Consider the following 18,711-nt stretch of genomic DNA (forward strand, 5'->3'; position numbering starts at 1 on the left):
AGCGATTACTTCTTCTTCACTGCCTTTTTGTTAGGCAGGTCAGTGATTGAACCTTCAAAGATCTCAGCCGCCAGGCCGATTGACTCGTTCAGCGTTGGGTGAGCGTGGATAGTCAGTGCCACGTCTTCTGCGTCTGCACCCATCTCAACTGCCAGGCCGATCTCGCCCAGCATTTCACCAGCGTTGATACCAACCATAGCACCACCGATCACGCGACCAGTCTCTTTGTCGAAGATCATCTTAGTCTGACCTTCAGTACGTGCAGAAGCAATCGCACGACCAGATGCAGCCCACGGGAATACCGCAGTTTCGATGCTCAGACCTTGCTCTTTCGCTTCTTTCTCAGTCACACCAACCCATGCGATTTCTGGGTCTGTGTAGGCGATTGAAGGAATGCACTTAGGATCGAAGTAGTGTTTCTTACCAGAGATCACTTCAGCAGCAACGTGTGCTTCGTGAACCGCTTTGTGCGCAAGCATAGGCTGACCTACGATGTCACCAATCGCGTAGATGTGGTTTACGTTAGTCTTCATTTGCTTGTCAGTATTGATGAAGCCACGCTCGTCAACCGCAACGCCCGCTTTGTCTGCGTCAAGCAGCTTACCGTTAGGCGTACGACCAACCGCAACCAATACTTTGTCATAGCGTACCTGGCCTTCTGGTGCTTGCTTGCCTTCGAAAGAAACGTAGATTCCGTCTTCTTTCGCTTCAACCGCAACAACCTTAGTAGACAGCATCACGTTGAACTTGTCTTTCACGTACTTCTGGTAAATCTTGATAACGTCTTTGTCAGCCGCAGGTACCAGCTGGTCTGCAAATTCAACTACGTCGATTTGCGAGCCCAGTGCACGGTACACTGTACCCATTTCAAGACCAATGATACCACCACCCAGAACAAGTAGCTTTTCTGGTACGTCTTTTAGCTCAAGCGCGCCAGTTGAGTCAATGATACGCTCATCTTGTGGGATGAAAGGCAGGTTTACAGGCTGAGAGCCCGCAGCGATGATGGCGTTGTCGAAGTTTACTGTTGTTGTGCCGTCTGCACCTTCAACCGCGATAGAGTTAGAGCCGGTGAATTTACCGTAGCCGCTAACTACTTTAACTTTACGCATTTTCGCCATGCCAGACAGACCGCCTGTCAGCTGACCAATTACAGACTCTTTCCAGCTACGGATTTTGTCCAGGTCGATTTGAGGAGCACCGAAAGTCACACCGTGTGAAGCCATTTCAGCCGCGTCGTCGATTACCTTAGCAACGTGTAAAAGTGCTTTTGAAGGAATACAACCTACGTTCAAGCACACACCACCCAGGGTATCGCGAGATTCGATCAATGTAACTTCTAAACCTAGGTCTGCTGCACGGAATGCTGCAGAGTAACCACCAGGACCACCGCCTAGTACAACAACTTGAGTTTTGATTTCGTTGCTCATGTTATTACCTTAACTATTATTCGAACGGGACTCTACTCGAGTGAGTATCCGCACCCAATTGTGCCTGATCATCGGCAAGCGCTGCCACCAACAATCAGAGAGAGTTTTTTGTTGCGCGAAAGTGTATCATTCGCACCCACAGATGTCCCGCCCAAATATCAGACAGGACAGTAAAAATATGACAAAACCGCATAACCTGAGTCATGCGGTTTTGCTTTGGCTTACATTACCAGCTGACGAATGTCGCTCAGGTAATTGGCCAGGGTCACAGTAAAGCGGGCTGCCAACGCACCGTCAATAACACGGTGGTCGTATGAACAGCTCAGCGGCACCATCAGGCGCGGCTCAAACTCTTTACCATTCCACTTCGGCTTCATCTCAGACTTAGACACCCCTAAGATAGCCACTTCTGGCGCATTTACGATTGGCGTAAATGCCGTACCACCGATACCACCCAGGCTCGAGATAGTGAAGCAACCACCCTGCATGTCAGCCGCAGTCAGCTTACCTTCGCGGGCCTTCTTAGATACGTCCATCAGCTCGCGAGACAGCTCGATGATGCCTTTCTTGTTGACGTCTTTAAAGACAGGCACAACCAGGCCATTTGGCGTATCTACCGCCACACCGATGTTCACATACTTCTTCAGGATCAGGCTTTCACCGTCTTCTGAAAGTGATGAGTTAAAGGTTGGGAACTCTTCCAACGCTTTCGCTGCGGCTTTCATCACGAATACCAATGGGGTGATCTTCACGCCCATTTTCTTCTTCTCAGCCAACACATTCTGTTCTTTACGGAATGCTTCCAGCGTGGTGATATCAGCTTCATCGAACTGAGTCACGTGCGGGATCTGAACCCAGTTACGGTGTAAGTTAGCGCCAGAGATCTTCTGGATGCGAGACAGTTTCTTCTCTTCGACTTCACCAAACTTACTGAAGTCGACTTTTGGCCAAGGGATCAGACCCAGTTCACCACCACCTGAGTTACCGCCTTTGCTGATCTCGCCAGACTCAACCTTACGAACCAGTTCTTTCACATAGTTCTGAACGTCTTCTTTCAGAACACGGTTCTTACGACCTGTGCCTTTAACGCGTGCCAGGTTAACACCAAACTCGCGCGCCAGACGACGTACTACAGGCGATGCATGCGCATAATCATCATTGGCCACAAACTCGTCTTTCGCTGCACTTGGTGCAGGCGCTGCTGCAGGTGCCGCTTTTGCCGCAGGAGCCGGTGCTGCTGCAGGCGCAGCAGGCGCTGATGCTACCGGTGCTGGTGCCGTTGCCGAAACCGTTTCAAAAACAAAGATCAATGAACCGGTTGAGACTTTATCGCCAGCCGCCACTTTGATTTCTTTGACTGTACCGGCAAATGGCGCTGGCACTTCCATTGAGGCTTTGTCGCCCTCTACGGTGATCAGCGACTGCTCTTCTTCAACGCTGTCGCCCACAGCAACCATGATTTCAGTGACTTCAACTTCGTCGCCACCAATATCCGGTACCTGTACTTCCTGCAGTGAAGGCGTCGCTTCAACAGGAGCTGCCGCTGGTGCGGTTTCAGCTGCAACGGGGGCTGCTGCACCCGCTGTTTCAAATACAAAGACTAAACTGCCCGTTGCGACTTTGCCGCCAATTTCAACTTTGATTTCTTTGACTGTGCCAGCAAATGGCGCTGGTACTTCCATTGACGCCTTGTCGCCTTCAACAGTGATCAAAGATTGCTCAGCTTCAACACTGTCGCCAACCGCAACCAGGATTTCAGTGACTTCAACTTCGTCGCCACCAATGTCTGGCACGTGAACCTCTTTCACTTCAGCAGTTGCCGGTGCAGGCGCAGCAGCAGCCGGAGCTGCTACTGGTGCCGCTTCAGCAGCAGGCGCTTCGCCAGCTGCTTCAAAAACCATGATCAATGAGCCAGTCGATACTTTATCGCCTTCGCTGATTTTGATTTCTTTAACCGTACCCGCTTGCGCAGCAGGCACTTCCATTGACGCTTTGTCGCCTTCAACGGTGATCAGCGACTGCTCTTCTTCTACCGTGTCGCCAACGCTGACCAAAATCTCGGTTACTTCAACCTCATCGGCGCCAATATCTGGTACATGAATTTCGATTGCCATCACTTAGCCTCTTATGCGTAAAGTGGGTTGGTTTTGGTTGTGTCGATATCAAATTTCTTGATAGCGTCTGTTACTACTGATTTTTCAACTTTGCCTTGCTTAACCAGCTCGCTCAGTGCAGCAACCACGACATAGCCTGCATTCACTTCAAAGTGACGACGCAGGTTTTCACGGCTGTCTGAACGACCGTAACCGTCAGTGCCCAGCACTTTGTAAGAAACGCTTGGCATGAAGGCACGAACCTGATCGGCATAGCTCTTCATATAGTCAGTGGCAGCAATTGCAGGCGCTCCGCTCAATACCGTTGTGATGTAAGGCACTTTTTGCTCTGCATCCGGGTTCAGCATGTTGAAACGCTCAGCGTCCTGACCGTCACGTGCCAGCTCGTTGAATGAAGTCACAGAGAATACGTCTGATGCAATGCCGTAATCGTCGCTCAGGATCTGCGCGGCTTTACGTACTTCGTTCAGGATAGTGCCTGAGCCCATCAGCTGTACTTGGGCCTTATCGCCTGTATAGCTTTCGAGCTTGTAGATACCTTTACGGATACCGTCTTCTGCACCTTCAGGCATCGCTGGCTGATGGTAGTTTTCGTTCATCAGTGTCAGGTAGTAGAAGATATTTTCCTGCTCCGGGCCGTACATACGACGAATACCGTCTTGCAGAATAACCGCTACTTCAAACGCGAACGTTGGGTCGTAAGAAATACAGTTCGGGATCGTGCCCGCCTGAATGTGCGAGTGACCATCTTCGTGCTGCAACCCTTCACCGTTGAGCGTTGTACGACCTGCTGTTGCACCTAGCAAGAAGCCACGTGCCTGCTGGTCGCCCGCCATCCACGCCATGTCGCCAACACGTTGGAATCCGAACATAGAGTAGTAGATGTAGAACGGGATCATTGGCAGATCATTAGTGCTGTAAGACGTTGCCGCAGCCACCCATGAAGACATTGCACCCAGCTCGTTGATACCTTCTTGCAGTACCTGACCAGACGTCGCTTCTTTATAGTAAGAAACAATGTCGCGATCCTGAGGTGTGTAGTTCTGACCATGTGGGTTATAAATACCAATCTGACGGAACAGGCCTTCCATACCGAAAGTACGCGCTTCATCGGCAATGATAGGCACGATGTTTTTACCTACGCCTTTGTCTTTCAGCAGGATGTTCAACGCACGCACATAGGCCATAGTGGTTGAGATATCACGCTTTTGCTCTTCCAGCAGCGGCTTGAATGCATCCAGCTCTGGCAGCGTTAGTGCTTCTGTGAAGTTAGGCAGACGCTGAGGCGTGTAACCATGCAGTGATTTACGACGGGCATGCAGGTATTCATACTCTGCAGAGCCTTCTTCCAGTGTCAGGTAAGGCAGGTCTTTGATTTGCTCGTCAGATACCAAATCTTCCAGGCCCAGACGTGAACGCAGGTGCTCAACGTGCGTCATGTCCATTTTCTTCACCTGGTGGGCGATGTTTTTACCTTCCGCCGCTTCACCCATGCCGTAACCTTTTACAGTCTTAGCCAGGATCACAGTCGGACGACCTTTGGTGTCTTGTGCCGCTTTAAATGCAGCAAACAGTTTAGAAGGCTCATGACCACCACGCTTAAGCGCAAAGATCTCTTCGTCTGTCATGTCAGCAACCAGTGCAGCAGTCTCCGGGTAACGACCGAAGAAGTGCTCACGTACATACGCGCCATCTTTGGCTTTATACGTTTGGTAGTCGCCATCGATGGTTTCATTCATCAGCTGCAACAGTTTACCTGTGGTGTCTTTCGCCAGAAGCTTATCCCAGCCTGAACCCCACACGACTTTAATCACATTCCAGCCAGCACCTTTGAACAGACCTTCCAGTTCCTGGATGATCTTACCATTACCCATTACCGGACCATCCAAACGCTGGAGGTTACAGTTGATCAGATAACACAGGTTATCCAGCTTCTCACGGGCCGCAAAAGAAATCGCACCACGAGATTCCGGCTCATCCATTTCACCGTCGCCCAGAAAGGCGTAAACACGCTGCTCGGCAGTGTCTTTCAGGCCACGACCGTCAAGGTATTTCAGGAAACGCGCCTGATAGATAGAAGCGATTGGACCCAGACCCATAGATACGGTCGGGAACTGCCAGAATTCAGGCATCAGTTTAGGGTGCGGGTAAGAAGACAGACCTTTACCGTCTACTTCCTGACGGAAGTTATCCAGCTGCTCTGCAGTCAGACGGCCTTCAACGAATGCACGGGCATAAATACCTGGTGAAATGTGACCCTGATAGTAAACCAGGTCGCCGCCGTCTTTTTCATTCGGTGCGCGGAAGAAATGGTTGAAACACATTTCATAAAACGCTGCTGACGACTGATACGACGCCATATGTCCGCCCAGCTCCAGATCTTTCTTGGAAGCGCGCAGTACGATCATGATCGCATTCCAGCGGATGATTGAGCGAATACGACGCTCAAGATTCACATCCCCCGGATAGGCAGGTTCCTGATCTGCCGGGATAGTGTTGACATAGTTGGTCGTAATGCCCGTTGGCATATCAACGCCATCCAGACGCGCCTGCTCAAGTACCTGCTCAAGCAGGTATTGTGCGCGCTCTACGCCTTCTTCTTTTACAACCGACTCAAGCGCCTGCAACCACTCTTTGGTTTCTAGCGCGTCTACGTCAAATTTATTGACTTCAGACATATGGAGTGTTCCTTATGTTTAAAATACGAATTTATTCTATAGCGTTAGCTTACGGCTCTGTTTTATATATTACTGCGCTTTGGTACGACGCAAGCTGCGCTCAATACGCGAGCGCTCTCGTCCAGCTTCCAGCAACGCCTCCTCAATAAAGGCTAAGTGTGCGTTACTGGCCAGTCGTGCCTGCTCAGGCTTGCCTTCGATCACCGCGTTTTTTAACACTTCGCGATGGTGAGCAAGCTGTTCACTGGCATCCGGCTTTTGCACCAGCACCGTTAAGTTCTGCAATACATTTTGTTCCAGTAAAGACTGCATACCCCGCATCAGGTGCAGCAACACCACGTTATGTGATGCTTCTGCGACGGTAAAATGGAAAGTGTTGATGGCTCTGGCTTTTTGCACCAGGTCATCACCAACACTGGCAATGTCATCAAAGCTCTGTTCCACTTTATCGAGATCGGTTTGCGTACCACGCATGGCTGCATAATAAGCTGCGATGCCCTCCAGGGCATGACGAAACTCCAGCAAATCAAACTGTGACTCGGGGTGTTTACTGATCAACTCAAATAAGGGATCAGTCAGACCTTCCTCAAGCTGATTTTTCACATAAGTGCCGCCACCCTGACGTCGGGTAACCAGCCCTTTAGCTTCAAGCTTTTGAATTGCCTCACGCAGTGAAGGTCGCGACACTTCAAATTGCTTGGCCAGCTCACGCTCCGGCGGCAGCTTTTCACCTGGCATCAATGACCCTTCGAGGATCATGTTTTCCAGTTGTTCCAGAATCACATCTGATAGTTTCGCTGCTTTTATCTTTAAAGACATTGATTAAACGCCGAGTTTATTGGTGAACCCCCAAGCCAGCTGTACATGCACTGCCTGTCAAAACACAGGCAAGGCGCTGATCCAGCTCACTCTTTACTTAAACAGATCCGGTAAGCCCAACCCTAAAGGTAAATTGGTCATACCAAATTTGTGCACTACGTTATCAAAATCAAGCGCAACTGTCAAAATTCGGCGCTTTGCGGCTAAAAGTAATACAGAAAAGCCCGCGCAAAGTGACTAAACTTTATACAAGTTAAATGATTTAAAAAAGGAAAATAAAATGGTCAGACCAGATAGAAAAACCAACTATAGGGTTACGTCATACTTGTCCAGGTGACACATCTGTGAGGCTGTGAAAATAGCAGTATGGTTATTAGGCTGCGAGTTGGGCCTGCATGGAGAAGACGTAAAATTTCAAAGCTTAAGGAAGGCAACGCACTGGCAACCGGAGATATTAGGCAGCCAGTGCATTATTTAGTTAGGCACTAACGCTCAGAATGGACACTCTGGGATAACCGGACGTACTTGGGTAATAACGGATCCATGTTTTTTTCCCAGACAGGGCGGCAGCCAAAGCAATCGCAACCCATGCGTCGGTCTTCGCATCGCCCACTTTACCCAGTTCAAGCCAGTTATCATGAGATTCAATACGGATCAAAGCCAAACCGCCTGAGTTAACATACACTTTGGTCACTTTGGGGTAGGTATCTACGTAGCTATTTGCCTGTGCTTTAAAACCAGTCACAGATAAGATGAGAAGTGCGAGTACTAAAACTATATTTTTCATTATTAGATTTCCTTGTTTGTTATTATGTGCACCGCGTTATTATGTGCACCGCGCACTATACTTATCCGTGCCTATTAGATCAACAAAAAACACAAAAAACAAAACAAAACCATATACATATCAAAAACTTGATGTTTTAGGTAGCGTAAAGCACCACCTCCAAAAGCAGGCACAAAGCAATACACGTTTACTTCTGTGTATGTTAAAGTCCGTCCCGAAGCTAATAACAAAGGAAATACAATGAAAAAGCTAATAACAGCAGCATGTACGCTACTTCTTTCTGGTCAGGTGTATGCTGGTGCGCAAACCAGCCTTGGCCAGATTCAAACAATCTATGTAAACAACAGCTGGACTATGGTTCACGGCAGCAGCATCACTGGCAACCCGGACGGCTGCTCAAACCCAGAGTACTATGCAATCGTTCCTTCTCATCCTAACTACAATGCGATGCATGCCACCTTACTGGCTGCCAAATTTGCGGGAAAGAAGGTTCGTTTTTGGGTTAGCGGTTGTTCAGGTCAAAATAACAGACACCCAAGAATTCACAGCATCTGGGTATATTAAAACCAAGCTGATGGGGTTTTTTACGCCCCATCACTGTCGCCCAGATTGATATAGAGTCTCAGCGCGTCCTTATGTTGAATGCCGTCTTCAATGATAGGCTCGGCGTAATGACGCACAAAATGGCCCTTAACCACACTGCCTACTCTAAACCCCAAACGCTGATAGTAGGTTAACTGATAACCAAACGTCCCCGTGCTCAGCTCTGCCCGAATGACCTGTTTCTCAACTAGCTCTGCCAGCACATATTTCAGCAGTTCAGTGCCAATCCCCAGCTGTTGGAAAGCAGGAAGTACAGACACATTAAAAATCTCAACACACGACGCGTTTTTTGGCCCAACCACACAGGCAGCAACAATCTGTCTTTGTGCTTTGACAACATAGCACCAGGCATCCTGCATATACTGACGAATGTTATGCTCCGAAGGATCCGCCTCGAGTAACAAAGCCAGGGGGACTTGTGAAGCAGTGATTTCTGTACAGAGCAATTTAACTTCCTTATTTTATGAGCCAGTAAATGCTACTCCTTTGTAACCCTATTAAACAGCGGATGCAATTGTGACGATGGCGCTCAGTATATTTACTTAACATATCAACATGAACCTTTTTCAGGTAAAAACGATACACAACAAAGTAGAGATGCGCTAATGTGAATCTTCAACACAAAAAGTTAACAAAAAGGTAAAGGAATAGCATGAAAACCTCATTTGTCGCACTCACCATGCTCACCCTGGCCAGTACCAGTCAGGGCGCTGAGCTGACCCAATCTGACTTTAACCGCTACCTGGATTTTAACTGGGGCGAATGCCCGGCGCAGTTTCAATCCTCAGATGGCAAAAACACCTGTACGCTGGCCGACGTGCCTCTCAACTGGCAGGCACCCGAAGGCAAAAAAATCTCCGTACTGGTCTCAAGATACCCTGCAAAATCGGCAAACAGTAAAGGGCAAATTTGGCTGTTACAGGGAGGTCCTGGAGGATCAGGGAGCTTTTTTGTGCAACAGTTAAACACCACCTTGGCGCCTTTTACCGAACACTATGATTTATTCGTACTGGAACATCGCGGTGTTGGCTGGTCGACTCACCTGGCCTGCAGTAACCCGGTTGTCAGCGATTATGCTCAGTATGCCCAAACTTGTTTTGATGATCTCCATCAGCAATGGGGCGATGACCTGTTTGAGTTTAATACCACAGCAGCGGCGCGAGATCTGGAGTATGTGATCGGCAAAAGTAAAGTGCGAGACTGGCAACCCAGCTATGTGTATGGTGTCTCTTATGGCACGCTGTGGGCACAAAGATTCAGTCAAATTGCCCCAACCGGTGCTCAGGCCATTATTCTCGACTCCGTGTTGCCACCTGCCGAATTTGGTAGTGACCTTTGGGATGAAAACTTTAACGCGACACTGGACGATTTGTTAGCCTACTGCCAGCTTGATACAAGGTGCCAGTCGCGATTAAATTTCAGCTCACTGCCGCAGCTCAAAGCGCGTCTTAATGACATTTTTACCGCCCAGAGTTGCGCGGGACTGGATTTTGACCGCCAGACACTGCAAATGCTCTCGATCCTCGGCTTGTCACGCTCAGTAGAACAAATACTCATACCCACACTACATCGTCTTAATCGTTGCAACAGCAACGACGTAATAGCACTGAATAACCTGCATAATTTTATCTTTAAAGGCCTGGGCAGGCAGATCATGCAACTCCCGGCAAAAGACCCGCTCGGTTTTTCACAGGTGGTCTCAAAGCTCATTACACACAATGAAATTAATCATGTGCAACGCGATTTGCATCGCAAGCAGGCTTATTGCCAGGACGCCATTGCCTGCTACCCGGATTTTATGAACTACCGGATTCACCTGGACAAGCAGGTTTGGGGTAATCGTTACACTGATCCCTATGTGTATCAACCCATGCACCATTACATGCCCACACTCGCGCTCAATGGTGATTTAGACCCGCAAACGCCACATACCTATATATCGCTGATCCAAGACGCCTTTACTAACATTAATCAGCGTTATGTTGAGCTTCCTCAAACCCATCATGGGGTACTTTTTGTCAGCCACACCCATGACGCCAGTACCAGCACCTGTGGCGCAGAGATCATGAAAAATTTTATTGAAGATATCTGGAGCCAACCGGATACCGGCTGTATCGCGCATTTGCAGGGCCTCAACTTTACCGCTTCCGCGATGGCAAGCCATGTACTGTTCGGTACTCCAGATGCCTTTGATGGCCAGCCTGAGATCATGTCAGAGGTCGACATTATGCAGTTAAAGCAATCTGATCCAGCCGCATTTGTGCAGGCCTACGCCACCTTTATGCCGCTTATAGATTTCTGATTAAATTTATTTGCGATTAACACCATGACTGAAACCGCGTTATCCGGTTTCAGCCATGGGCTCGCAGGGTATATCAAAATCAACATGATAGTGTTCATCATGACGAACCCAGGACGGTTTTTTAGAAAACTGAATATGGGTTTTCAGATATTCCCCATATTGTGTACTGAACAAGTTTGGCTGTAGTTTAGGATCAAAAATAACGCGCCACAGATCGTGGCCACGACGCTTGGCCTGTTTGTGCAATGCAACAATATGCGCCGCCATCGCTGCATAATCTATCTCCAGGCCGTCAAACTGATCATGCTCATCAAACTCAATGAGATAACCAAACTTGTTGAACGGATGCGTGGGTAAATGCACTGACTGACCAGCTTCATCAATGACTGGCGTCATAAAATCTACTGATAAACCATTGCGATGGGTTTTGTGTGGCCTGAACCGCCCCCCTTCGGCAAAGCCTGTCTCTGCGTACTTATAGACTTTATCTGGGTGTGTAGTTTCCAGCGCCTGATAAGAGGCTGTCACAATTTCATACACCTCTGAATGCACATAGGTGCGCCCTGCCAGGCGTGCAAGCTGACTGTAACCTTCGAAGTTGTTCCCGGTGTATGGCAGTTCAACCCCGCCGCTCAACGAGCCCCGTGCCGTTGTGCCATAGCAAGTGCTGGTTTTAGCGTGCGCCAGCACAGGTTTAAGCATCATTAATAGCAATAAATAGTGATATTTCATCACGCCAACATAGCTGCCTTAAGCTGAATAATTACTGACAAAAGCAGATGCTTTTCTTGCTAAAAATGTACCGTTAATCGCTAATTTGCAATGTTCAGCTGGGCCTAATATCCACAGACCCAGCAGTTTTAAAGGGTTTAAGGGAAAGTAACTCTCAGTGGTGTCAGTTTAAACGCCCCCTGCTTTGCCTCGTTAAGGCCCGTCAAAGCAATAAAGCTGGCTTGAGTTTGGCGCTGATATTCATGCTCAGCATAGCCAAGCTGTTTTGCCTGTTCGGGACTACCAAGAAGGCTGTGTTCAAAAGCAAAGTTCATCAACCAATACGTCTCACCGTCACGGTAATAGGTATTACGGTTAAGAAATGCCCCATGCTGCAATGGAATGTCCCAGGCAATTTTTGTCTGTATCTGCTCCGAACCTGGCGCACTTTGGTAACTTAGCGTGAAAAAGGGTGCCAAAAAAGCTTTGGCATTTTCACGCAGCGACCCCAGCTCGTAAACCGGATTTGCCCAGTTCCAGACACCGAAGTCGGTTGCCGTAACATTCAAACCGTCTTGTACAACGTCCTCTTTAAACAACAAACGGGTGATATAACCATCTAGTATTAGCTCTCCCTTGATAGGCAAGATCAGATGTTCAATATCCGCCCAGGGTCCACCATAGCCAGGGTGATCGCCATGACTGTAGTCACAATCCCCAAACCGAGAGTTGAGGCAATACACAATCTCATTGTCAGCTGAAACCTGATTGAGATCGCTGGGGTGCTGCATCTTCAGCTCATAAGGAAGGTGGTTTGCATCATTGTGCTGCAATAAGTTCAACAGTTCAGTTCGACTATAAGATAATTGGGTTAAAAACCTCTGCAACTTCCCCCCAATCAGTCGATCGCTATTTACCCATATATTCAGGGGGTTACTATCTTGCAACCGAGCCAGTGCCTCACGCACGGGCAAGTCTGCCGCCCAGGCTTGTCGCTGGCTCTGACCGCGCTCAGGGAAAAAAACACCACAGTGTAAAGAGCGCTCACCTGAGTAGATATCAAAAAACACAAACTCCAGATCGCTTGCCGCGAAACGCGCCCTAAGATGCGGCTCCCCTTGCTTCTCTATAACATCAAAACCGAGAAATCGTAACGAGGGGTCTGGGGCCAAAGCGGATTGACTGAGTAAATACTCGCTCTGTGCACCACTGTGGGTGTTCAGTGCCACGCTACATTCGTTTTCCACCAGATGAATACTGGCCAGACTCGCGTGACTGAATACTAAAGTTGTCAAAAAGAAAAAACGTGATAATACTGTCATGATCTAGTCCTTGAAGTGATTAAATGTTTTTCAGCAGCCATACACTGCTCCCGATAATGCAGCACTGCGTTACTACCGAGCTGAAATTTAACAGCACACACCACACACCAATAAATTAACATTTTACCACCAATTTTAACAACCCAAACCATGAAGCTCATAACGCGCTGTTGCTGCCTGTGCAAATCTGGGGGGGGGGGACAGATGATGAGATGATTGTCGTCTTGCGGAAGTCTCGGCAGGGTAACAGACTCTTTAAAAAGAAAGAGTCTGACGGCGCAGCCAATAGGCTCGTTTATCCATAAAGTCATGTCTAACGGTAAGAATGAGGCAAATTACTTCACCCCACTTTACTTGCTTCTACCGCATCCAAAGTAATGCAAAGGTAGATTTATTCGGCTCAACGCGCGAAAGACAGGAGGTTGAACCCAACTTATCCGAGTTGTAACTGCCGCGGGCAACCCAACAATGCGTCGTACCATAGAGGTCAATCTGCCAGCCCACCTGATAGCTGCTGCGATACACATCATCATCCCAGGCAAGATAGTCTGGATTCACACAGCCGACTTTAGCCGTACTGGCGTCATCATAATCGGTGCGACAGCTTGGGATCTCTCTCAGCTCTTTCATGTAATCACCTCGGTCAAGGAAGCCCCATGAAAACCGGATCAGATCTAGCTCTTGCATTGTCAGGTTGTCAGCAAAGGCATTTTTATTGTTATTACAACCGGCTTCCACTGGACAAGCTATTTGCTCTCGTGCATCCGCAAAACGGCTTAAATCGCCCTGATACAACCACAACTTAGTCGGTGCAAGAGGATTAGTTTCAGGGACTGTACCGTAATCTGAAATGCGGGCTTTGCCCCCCGGCTCCGTATTTGGGTAACTTCCAACCAATGTCCAGCCGCCACCGTGGGTGGTCATATCACAGTACACTGAGAGTGGTTCGTCGTTATCATCGACAATCTGATACACGCCATCACCAGTGCTGACACCGGCATCCAAAATTTGCTGGCAGGTTCTGAATGCTTCATCAGCCGCATTCGCCATACCCCAGTCCCCCGCACCGCCATCGTCACTGTGCCAGCTGCCCTGATAATGTCCTGATGTACCCCGGTGGCCAGAAAAATACTGACTCTGACCTGATACTAGATCGCTCACTTCAAAACGAATACTGGTGCCATTCGAGCTAGTGGAGCCAGACAGAATTTTGTTCTCTGTCGCGGCGATAAAGTGTCTGCTAAATCCCTGCATCGTAAAATCAAAGGTCAGCTCATTGACCAGTACACCATTGTGATGGTTATCCATATTGAGTAAGTAGGTGCCATCGAATTGTGTCGATGCCTGATCCGCAAAAGCGCTGCCGCTAAGTACAGCGAGTGATAGTAAAGTCCGATAAGAGCTCATAGTTAAATCCTTAACTTATAAAGAAAATGTACTTTAATGTCATTTGTTTCACTATTCAATACAAATAGGCAATGATAAATACCCTATTCCTTAGGTGATAATTTAGACTCCTCCAACCTCTCCGGCTTCTCCATTATGTTTTCATAATTATGTATTACGGTTCGATGTAATTATCATGACTAGGCATTGACTCTTGATACACACACTCTCAGGCGACACCAGCCCGGACCCGTTTCCAGCCATTACCCCTCAGCAGCTGGGCGCCACCTCGTTCAGAGCTGACTATGGCGTTAAATATGCGTATGTCAGCGGCGGTATGTATCGGGGCATCGCCTCATCAAGACTGGTAATTGCCATGGCACAAGCGGGCTTATTAAGCTTTTTTGGCTCAGGTGGCTTGTCTGTTGATGTCGTTGAGCATGCGCTAAATGAAATACAAAACACGCTCACAGAGGAACAGAGCTTTGGTCTCAACCTAGTCTGCAACCTGACTCGCCCAGAGCAAGAACTGGCCCTGGTAGAACTGTGTCTGAAACGCCAGGTTCGTTGTCTGGAAGCCGCAGCCTTTATTCGCATTACCCCGGCATTGGTACTGTATCGCCTGCGTGGTCTGACGCGAAATGAGCAGGGCCAGATAGTGTCGGCCAATAAGCTGATGGCCAAAGTGTCACGCCCCGAAGTCGCCAGTGTGTTTTTAAGCCCGGCCCCGGACAATATCGTTGCCCAATTGCTGGCAGAGAAACACATCACTTTAGAGCAGGCCGAGTTGAGTAAACACATTGCCATGTGTGACGACCTGTGTGTAGAGGCAGACTCCGGCGGTCATACCGATCAAGGAATGCCAGCGGTGCTGCTGCCTGCCATGCAACAGTTGCGCGACACACTCAGTGCGCAGTATCAATTCAACACTGCGCCCCGGGTTGGGCTGGCCGGTGGCATTGGTACGCCGACCTCCGCCGCAGCCGCGTTTATGATGGGGGCGGACTTTATCCTGACCGGTTCAATTAACCAATGCACGGTCGAAGCCGACACCTCTGCGGCAGTAAAAACCCTGTTGCAAGACATTAATGTTCAGGACACCGACTATGCCCCTGCCGGAGATATGTTTGAACTGGGTGCCAAAGTACAGGTACTGAAAAAAGGCGTATTTTTTCCAGCCCGGGCACAAAAGCTGTATCAGCTTTATCAGCACTATCCCTCTCTGGATGCCATCCCCGCAGCGCAGCGTAGTCAACTTGAAAACAAGGTGTTTAAAAAGACCTTTAGTCAAATCTGGCAAGAGACCAGTCAGTACTTACATCAGCAAGGGCGCAGTGCGGAAGTAACGCGCGCAGAGCAGGAACCTAAATACAAGATGGCGCGTGTATTTCGCTGGTATTTTGCCCACTCAATGAAGCTAGCATTTGCAGGAGAGACGCAGGAGCGGGTCAATTTTCAGGTTCATACCGGACCTGCACTGGGGGCATTTAATCAGTGGGTCAAAGGCACAGCACTTGAGTCCTGGCAGCAGCGCTATGTTGCCGACATTGCCCAGCAGCTCATGACGGCTACCGCCGCCCTGCTCACGACCCAGACCCGCCTCTGGCTGGCCCCTGAACACGTCGATTAACCATACAGACGAGGCAAAAATGAAAAGTTATTTATTTCCCGGACAAGGCGCACAATACGTTGGCATGGGTAAAGCCTGGTTTGAGTTGTTTCCCGAGCAAACCCAGACAGCCAGTGAGATGCTGGGTTACTGCATTAAAACCTTATGTCTTGACGACCCACATAACCAGCTGAACCAGACCGAGTACACTCAGCCTGCCCTGTATGTGGTGAGTGCCCTGGCGTTTTTGGCCCATCAGCAGCGCGACCCGATCCCTGCAGATTTTATGGCCGGGCACAGTTTGGGCGAATACACAGCGCTATTTGCTGCCGGCGCAGTGTCTTTTGAAGATGCCCTGCGACTGGTACAACAACGAGGTGCCCTAATGAGTCAGGTAAACGGTGGCGCGATGGCCGCGGTGCTGGCGTTAGACGAAGCCGCTATCAGAGCCTGTCTGACAGAACATCAACTGGAAACACTGGACATTGCCAACCTGAACAGCCCACAGCAAAGCGTACTGTCAGGCCTAAATGACGACATCAGTCGCGCACAACAGGCCATTGAGCAGGCCGGAGGACGGTTTATTCGGCTCAACACCAGCGGCGCATTTCACTCTCGCTACATGGCCGGTGTACAGGCTGACTTTGCACGCTGCGTGGCAGAGGTTGAATTCAAAGCGCCCAGCGTGCCGGTGGTTGCCAATGTCAGTGCACGGCCCTACCAGGACCACACTATCCAATCGCAGCTAATCGCCCAGCTTACCGGTTCCGTGCGCTGGACTGACAGCATTGCCTATCTGCTGGCTCAGGGTGACATGACTTTTGTCGAACTGGGACCAAAGAAAATCCTCACCAAATTGGTAGCTGAGATTAAGCAGCAAGCAACCAGCTTGCCTGCATCTAATGCAGCTAAGACCACGACATTGACGGACCCTACAGCACAACAAATAGAACGCTGGAACCAGTCCCATGGTGTTGGCACTCAGATCAGAGTCGCTCATCTTGGCGAGCCCTTGCGCACACGGACCCCAGCTATGCTGTTGTTCGGTCACCGCCCCGCGGTGTATGTCGAAGGTGTTCAGGGCTATATCGCACTCGACGAAGCCACACCGCTGTAACTAAAGACAAGATTATGCCCCGGCACAGGCCGGACACAGAATAACGACCCAACTTTTGGACTGAAACGATGAAATACTATATTGGCCTTGCCACCTCCTTTCATGATCCTGCCATTGCGATTGTCAATCAGCATGGTGACGTGATTTTTGCCGAAGACGCCGAGCGTTTTCTGGGCTACAAACGTGGTCTGTACTGCCTGCCGGATAACCCCTATTACATCGAGGAAGTGCTTAAAACCTATTGCAGTGACTGCACCGAGCTGGTGATCGCAAAAACCTGGAGCAAAGGCCGCGAGAAAAGTACCAACATTCTTGAAAATGTGGTGCTGAGCATACTCGAGACTTTCTCGTTTAATATCGACGTGAACACCCGCGATATCAAGGATCAGTTCTACTTTGCCAGAGCCTCACAGGCAGCTGCGGGACGCACCTTGTCACGCTTTTTTGAAGCCTCATGCCGCAACTTCATCGTGGGTAACTACCGCAATAAAAAGCCCACTGAAGTACGCTATTTCGATCACCACCTCACACATGCCGCCAATGCCTGTTTTAACAGCCCATTCAGCGAAGCGTCGTGCCTGGTGGTAGACGGCATGGGTGAGAAAAGCAGCATCGACTACTTCACCTACAAAGATGGCAAGATCACACCTGCACCCATCAAGGTAAAGCGCTCGTTCAAAAGTCTGGGCCTGTTTTACACCATTATTTGTGAAAACCTGGGCTTTGATCCACTCAAGGGCGAAGAATGGAAGGTGATGGGCCTGGCGCCTTATGGTAAAAAAGATCAGAAGATTTATGATCTACTGCGCGCCTCTTTGCAGGTGAAAAACGGCAACTTCGTGGTACCGAAAAACCTTAATGCCATCATGAAAGAGATCAAAGCCATGGCGCGCGAGCCGGGCGAATCCATCGAAGCCTACAAAGATTTTGCCTACACCGGACAACTGGTATTCAGCGAAATCTTTATGGATCTGATCGATGCCATCTACGAGCATGCTCCGTCGAAAAACCTCGCAATTTCCGGCGGCTGCGCACTGAACTCCTCCTTTATGGGCACCGCGCTGGCGAAATCCAAATTTGACAATATATTTGTGCCATCCGCCCCGGCAGATGATGGCAATGCCATTGGTGCCGCCTTGTTGTGCTACCAGCAGGATAACCCAAGCTGGCAGCCTTCTACGCAAATTCAGAGCCCTTACACCGGCTCAGAAGTGAAACAAAAGTCACTGGATAAACTGCACCGTTACAGCCACCTTAAGGCCACCGACTACGGCGAAGACGTATATAAGAAAACCGCAGAATTCCTGGCTCAGGGGAAGATCATCGGCTGGGCGCAAGGTCGTGCTGAGTTTGGTCCACGCTCTTTGGGCAACCGCTCAATCCTCGCCAACCCATGTCTGGTGGACATTAAAGACACCGTGAACGCCCGGGTTAAGTTCCGCGAAGAATTCCGCCCCTTTGCACCGTCTATCCTGCATGAATATGGCGACGAGTACTTTGAGGATTACCAGGAATCTCCATACATGGAGCGTACTTTGGTGTTTAAAGAAGCGGTGCGCGATAAAGTCCCGGGCGTAGTGCATGTCGACAACACAGGTCGCCTGCAAAGCGTGAAAAAGGAATGGAACGCGCCATACTACAAACTAATCGACAGTTTCCGTGAAATCACTGGCGTGCCGGTGCTACTAAACACCAGCTTTAACATCATGGGTAAGCCCATTGTCCATTCTGTTGAGGACATGCTGGCGGTGTTCCTGATGTCCGGCATTGATGTGCTGGTGATCAACAACACCATTTACGAGAAGTAACCCAGTGGCAGCCACGGTATTAAGG

General features: G+C 49.3%; 14 protein-coding genes. 5 read left to right on the forward strand and 9 right to left on the reverse strand.

From position 1 onward, the window contains the following. Positions 1 to 5: 5 nt before the first annotated feature. The 5 genes from lpdA to IY568_RS10770 form a co-directional block, all read right to left on the reverse strand. Positions 6 to 1,430, reverse strand: a complete 1,425-nt coding sequence (gene lpdA / locus IY568_RS10750) for a dihydrolipoyl dehydrogenase (RefSeq protein ID WP_010384093.1) — start codon at positions 1,428 to 1,430, stop codon at positions 6 to 8. Between the two features lie 221 nt (positions 1,431 to 1,651). Continuing rightward, the gene (gene aceF / locus IY568_RS10755) at positions 1,652 to 3,544 is read right to left on the reverse strand and encodes a pyruvate dehydrogenase complex dihydrolipoyllysine-residue acetyltransferase (protein WP_194867534.1); all 1,893 of its coding nucleotides are present in this window, start codon (positions 3,542 to 3,544) and stop codon (positions 1,652 to 1,654) included. An 11-nt stretch (positions 3,545 to 3,555) separates the two neighbouring features. Beyond that, positions 3,556 to 6,222 carry a pyruvate dehydrogenase (acetyl-transferring), homodimeric type gene (gene aceE / locus IY568_RS10760; protein WP_194867535.1) on the reverse strand — a complete coding sequence of 889 codons (2,667 nt, stop codon included), beginning with the start codon at positions 6,220 to 6,222 and terminating at the stop codon, positions 3,556 to 3,558. Between the two features lie 69 nt (positions 6,223 to 6,291). After that, complete coding sequence (gene pdhR, locus IY568_RS10765; RefSeq protein WP_010384087.1) at positions 6,292 to 7,041, reverse strand: pyruvate dehydrogenase complex transcriptional repressor PdhR; 750 nt, start codon at positions 7,039 to 7,041, stop codon at positions 6,292 to 6,294. Positions 7,042 to 7,519: 478 nt separating this feature from the next. Then, positions 7,520 to 7,828 carry a hypothetical protein gene (locus IY568_RS10770; RefSeq protein WP_194867536.1) on the reverse strand — a complete coding sequence of 103 codons (309 nt, stop codon included), beginning with the start codon at positions 7,826 to 7,828 and terminating at the stop codon, positions 7,520 to 7,522. A gap of 240 nt (positions 7,829 to 8,068) precedes the next feature. On the opposite strand from IY568_RS10770, the gene IY568_RS10775 reads away from it, so the two are divergent. Then, a complete protein-coding gene (locus IY568_RS10775; RefSeq protein WP_125560670.1) occupies positions 8,069 to 8,392 on the forward strand; it encodes a hypothetical protein in 324 nt (107 codons plus the stop codon). A gap of 20 nt (positions 8,393 to 8,412) precedes the next feature. Here IY568_RS10775 and IY568_RS10780 read toward each other — a convergent pair whose 3' ends face one another. Next, on the reverse strand, positions 8,413 to 8,877 hold the full coding sequence (locus IY568_RS10780; RefSeq protein WP_194867537.1) for a GNAT family N-acetyltransferase: 465 nt from the start codon (positions 8,875 to 8,877) through the stop codon (positions 8,413 to 8,415). Between the two features lie 206 nt (positions 8,878 to 9,083). Between IY568_RS10780 and IY568_RS10785 the strand changes: the two genes are divergently transcribed. Then, positions 9,084 to 10,733, forward strand: a complete 1,650-nt coding sequence (locus IY568_RS10785) for an alpha/beta fold hydrolase (protein WP_194867538.1) — start codon at positions 9,084 to 9,086, stop codon at positions 10,731 to 10,733. 39 nt (positions 10,734 to 10,772) lie between these two features. On the opposite strand, the gene IY568_RS10790 is transcribed toward IY568_RS10785, so the two are convergent. The 3 genes from IY568_RS10790 to IY568_RS10800 form a co-directional block, all read right to left on the reverse strand. Next, entirely contained in the window at positions 10,773 to 11,465 is a 693-nt protein-coding gene (locus IY568_RS10790; protein WP_194867539.1) for a penicillin-insensitive murein endopeptidase, read from the reverse strand. Positions 11,466 to 11,602: 137 nt separating this feature from the next. Continuing rightward, positions 11,603 to 12,766, reverse strand: a complete 1,164-nt coding sequence (locus tag IY568_RS10795) for a hypothetical protein (protein WP_194867540.1) — start codon at positions 12,764 to 12,766, stop codon at positions 11,603 to 11,605. A gap of 360 nt (positions 12,767 to 13,126) precedes the next feature. Continuing rightward, entirely contained in the window at positions 13,127 to 14,173 is a 1,047-nt protein-coding gene (locus IY568_RS10800) for a fibrinogen-like YCDxxxxGGGW domain-containing protein (RefSeq protein ID WP_194867541.1), read from the reverse strand. Between the two features lie 193 nt (positions 14,174 to 14,366). Between IY568_RS10800 and IY568_RS10805 the strand changes: the two genes are divergently transcribed. The 3 genes from IY568_RS10805 (at position 14,367) to IY568_RS10815 (ending at position 18,686) form a co-directional block, all read left to right on the forward strand. After that, positions 14,367 to 15,782, forward strand: coding sequence for a PfaD family polyunsaturated fatty acid/polyketide biosynthesis protein (locus tag IY568_RS10805; RefSeq protein WP_194867542.1), 1,416 nt, complete (start codon positions 14,367 to 14,369; stop codon positions 15,780 to 15,782). 19 nt (positions 15,783 to 15,801) lie between these two features. Continuing rightward, positions 15,802 to 16,878 (forward strand): ACP S-malonyltransferase, encoded by a 1,077-nt coding sequence (gene fabD / locus IY568_RS10810; protein ID WP_194867543.1) that lies wholly within the window; start codon positions 15,802 to 15,804, stop codon positions 16,876 to 16,878. Between the two features lie 68 nt (positions 16,879 to 16,946). After that, positions 16,947 to 18,686: a carbamoyltransferase gene (locus tag IY568_RS10815; protein WP_194867544.1), complete on the forward strand. Its 1,740-nt coding sequence runs from the start codon at positions 16,947 to 16,949 to the stop codon at positions 18,684 to 18,686. Positions 18,687 to 18,711 lie beyond the last annotated feature (25 nt).

Source organism: Pseudoalteromonas sp. PPB1 (assembly GCF_015356275.1).
Lineage (GTDB): Bacteria > Pseudomonadota > Gammaproteobacteria > Enterobacterales > Alteromonadaceae > Pseudoalteromonas > Pseudoalteromonas rubra_D.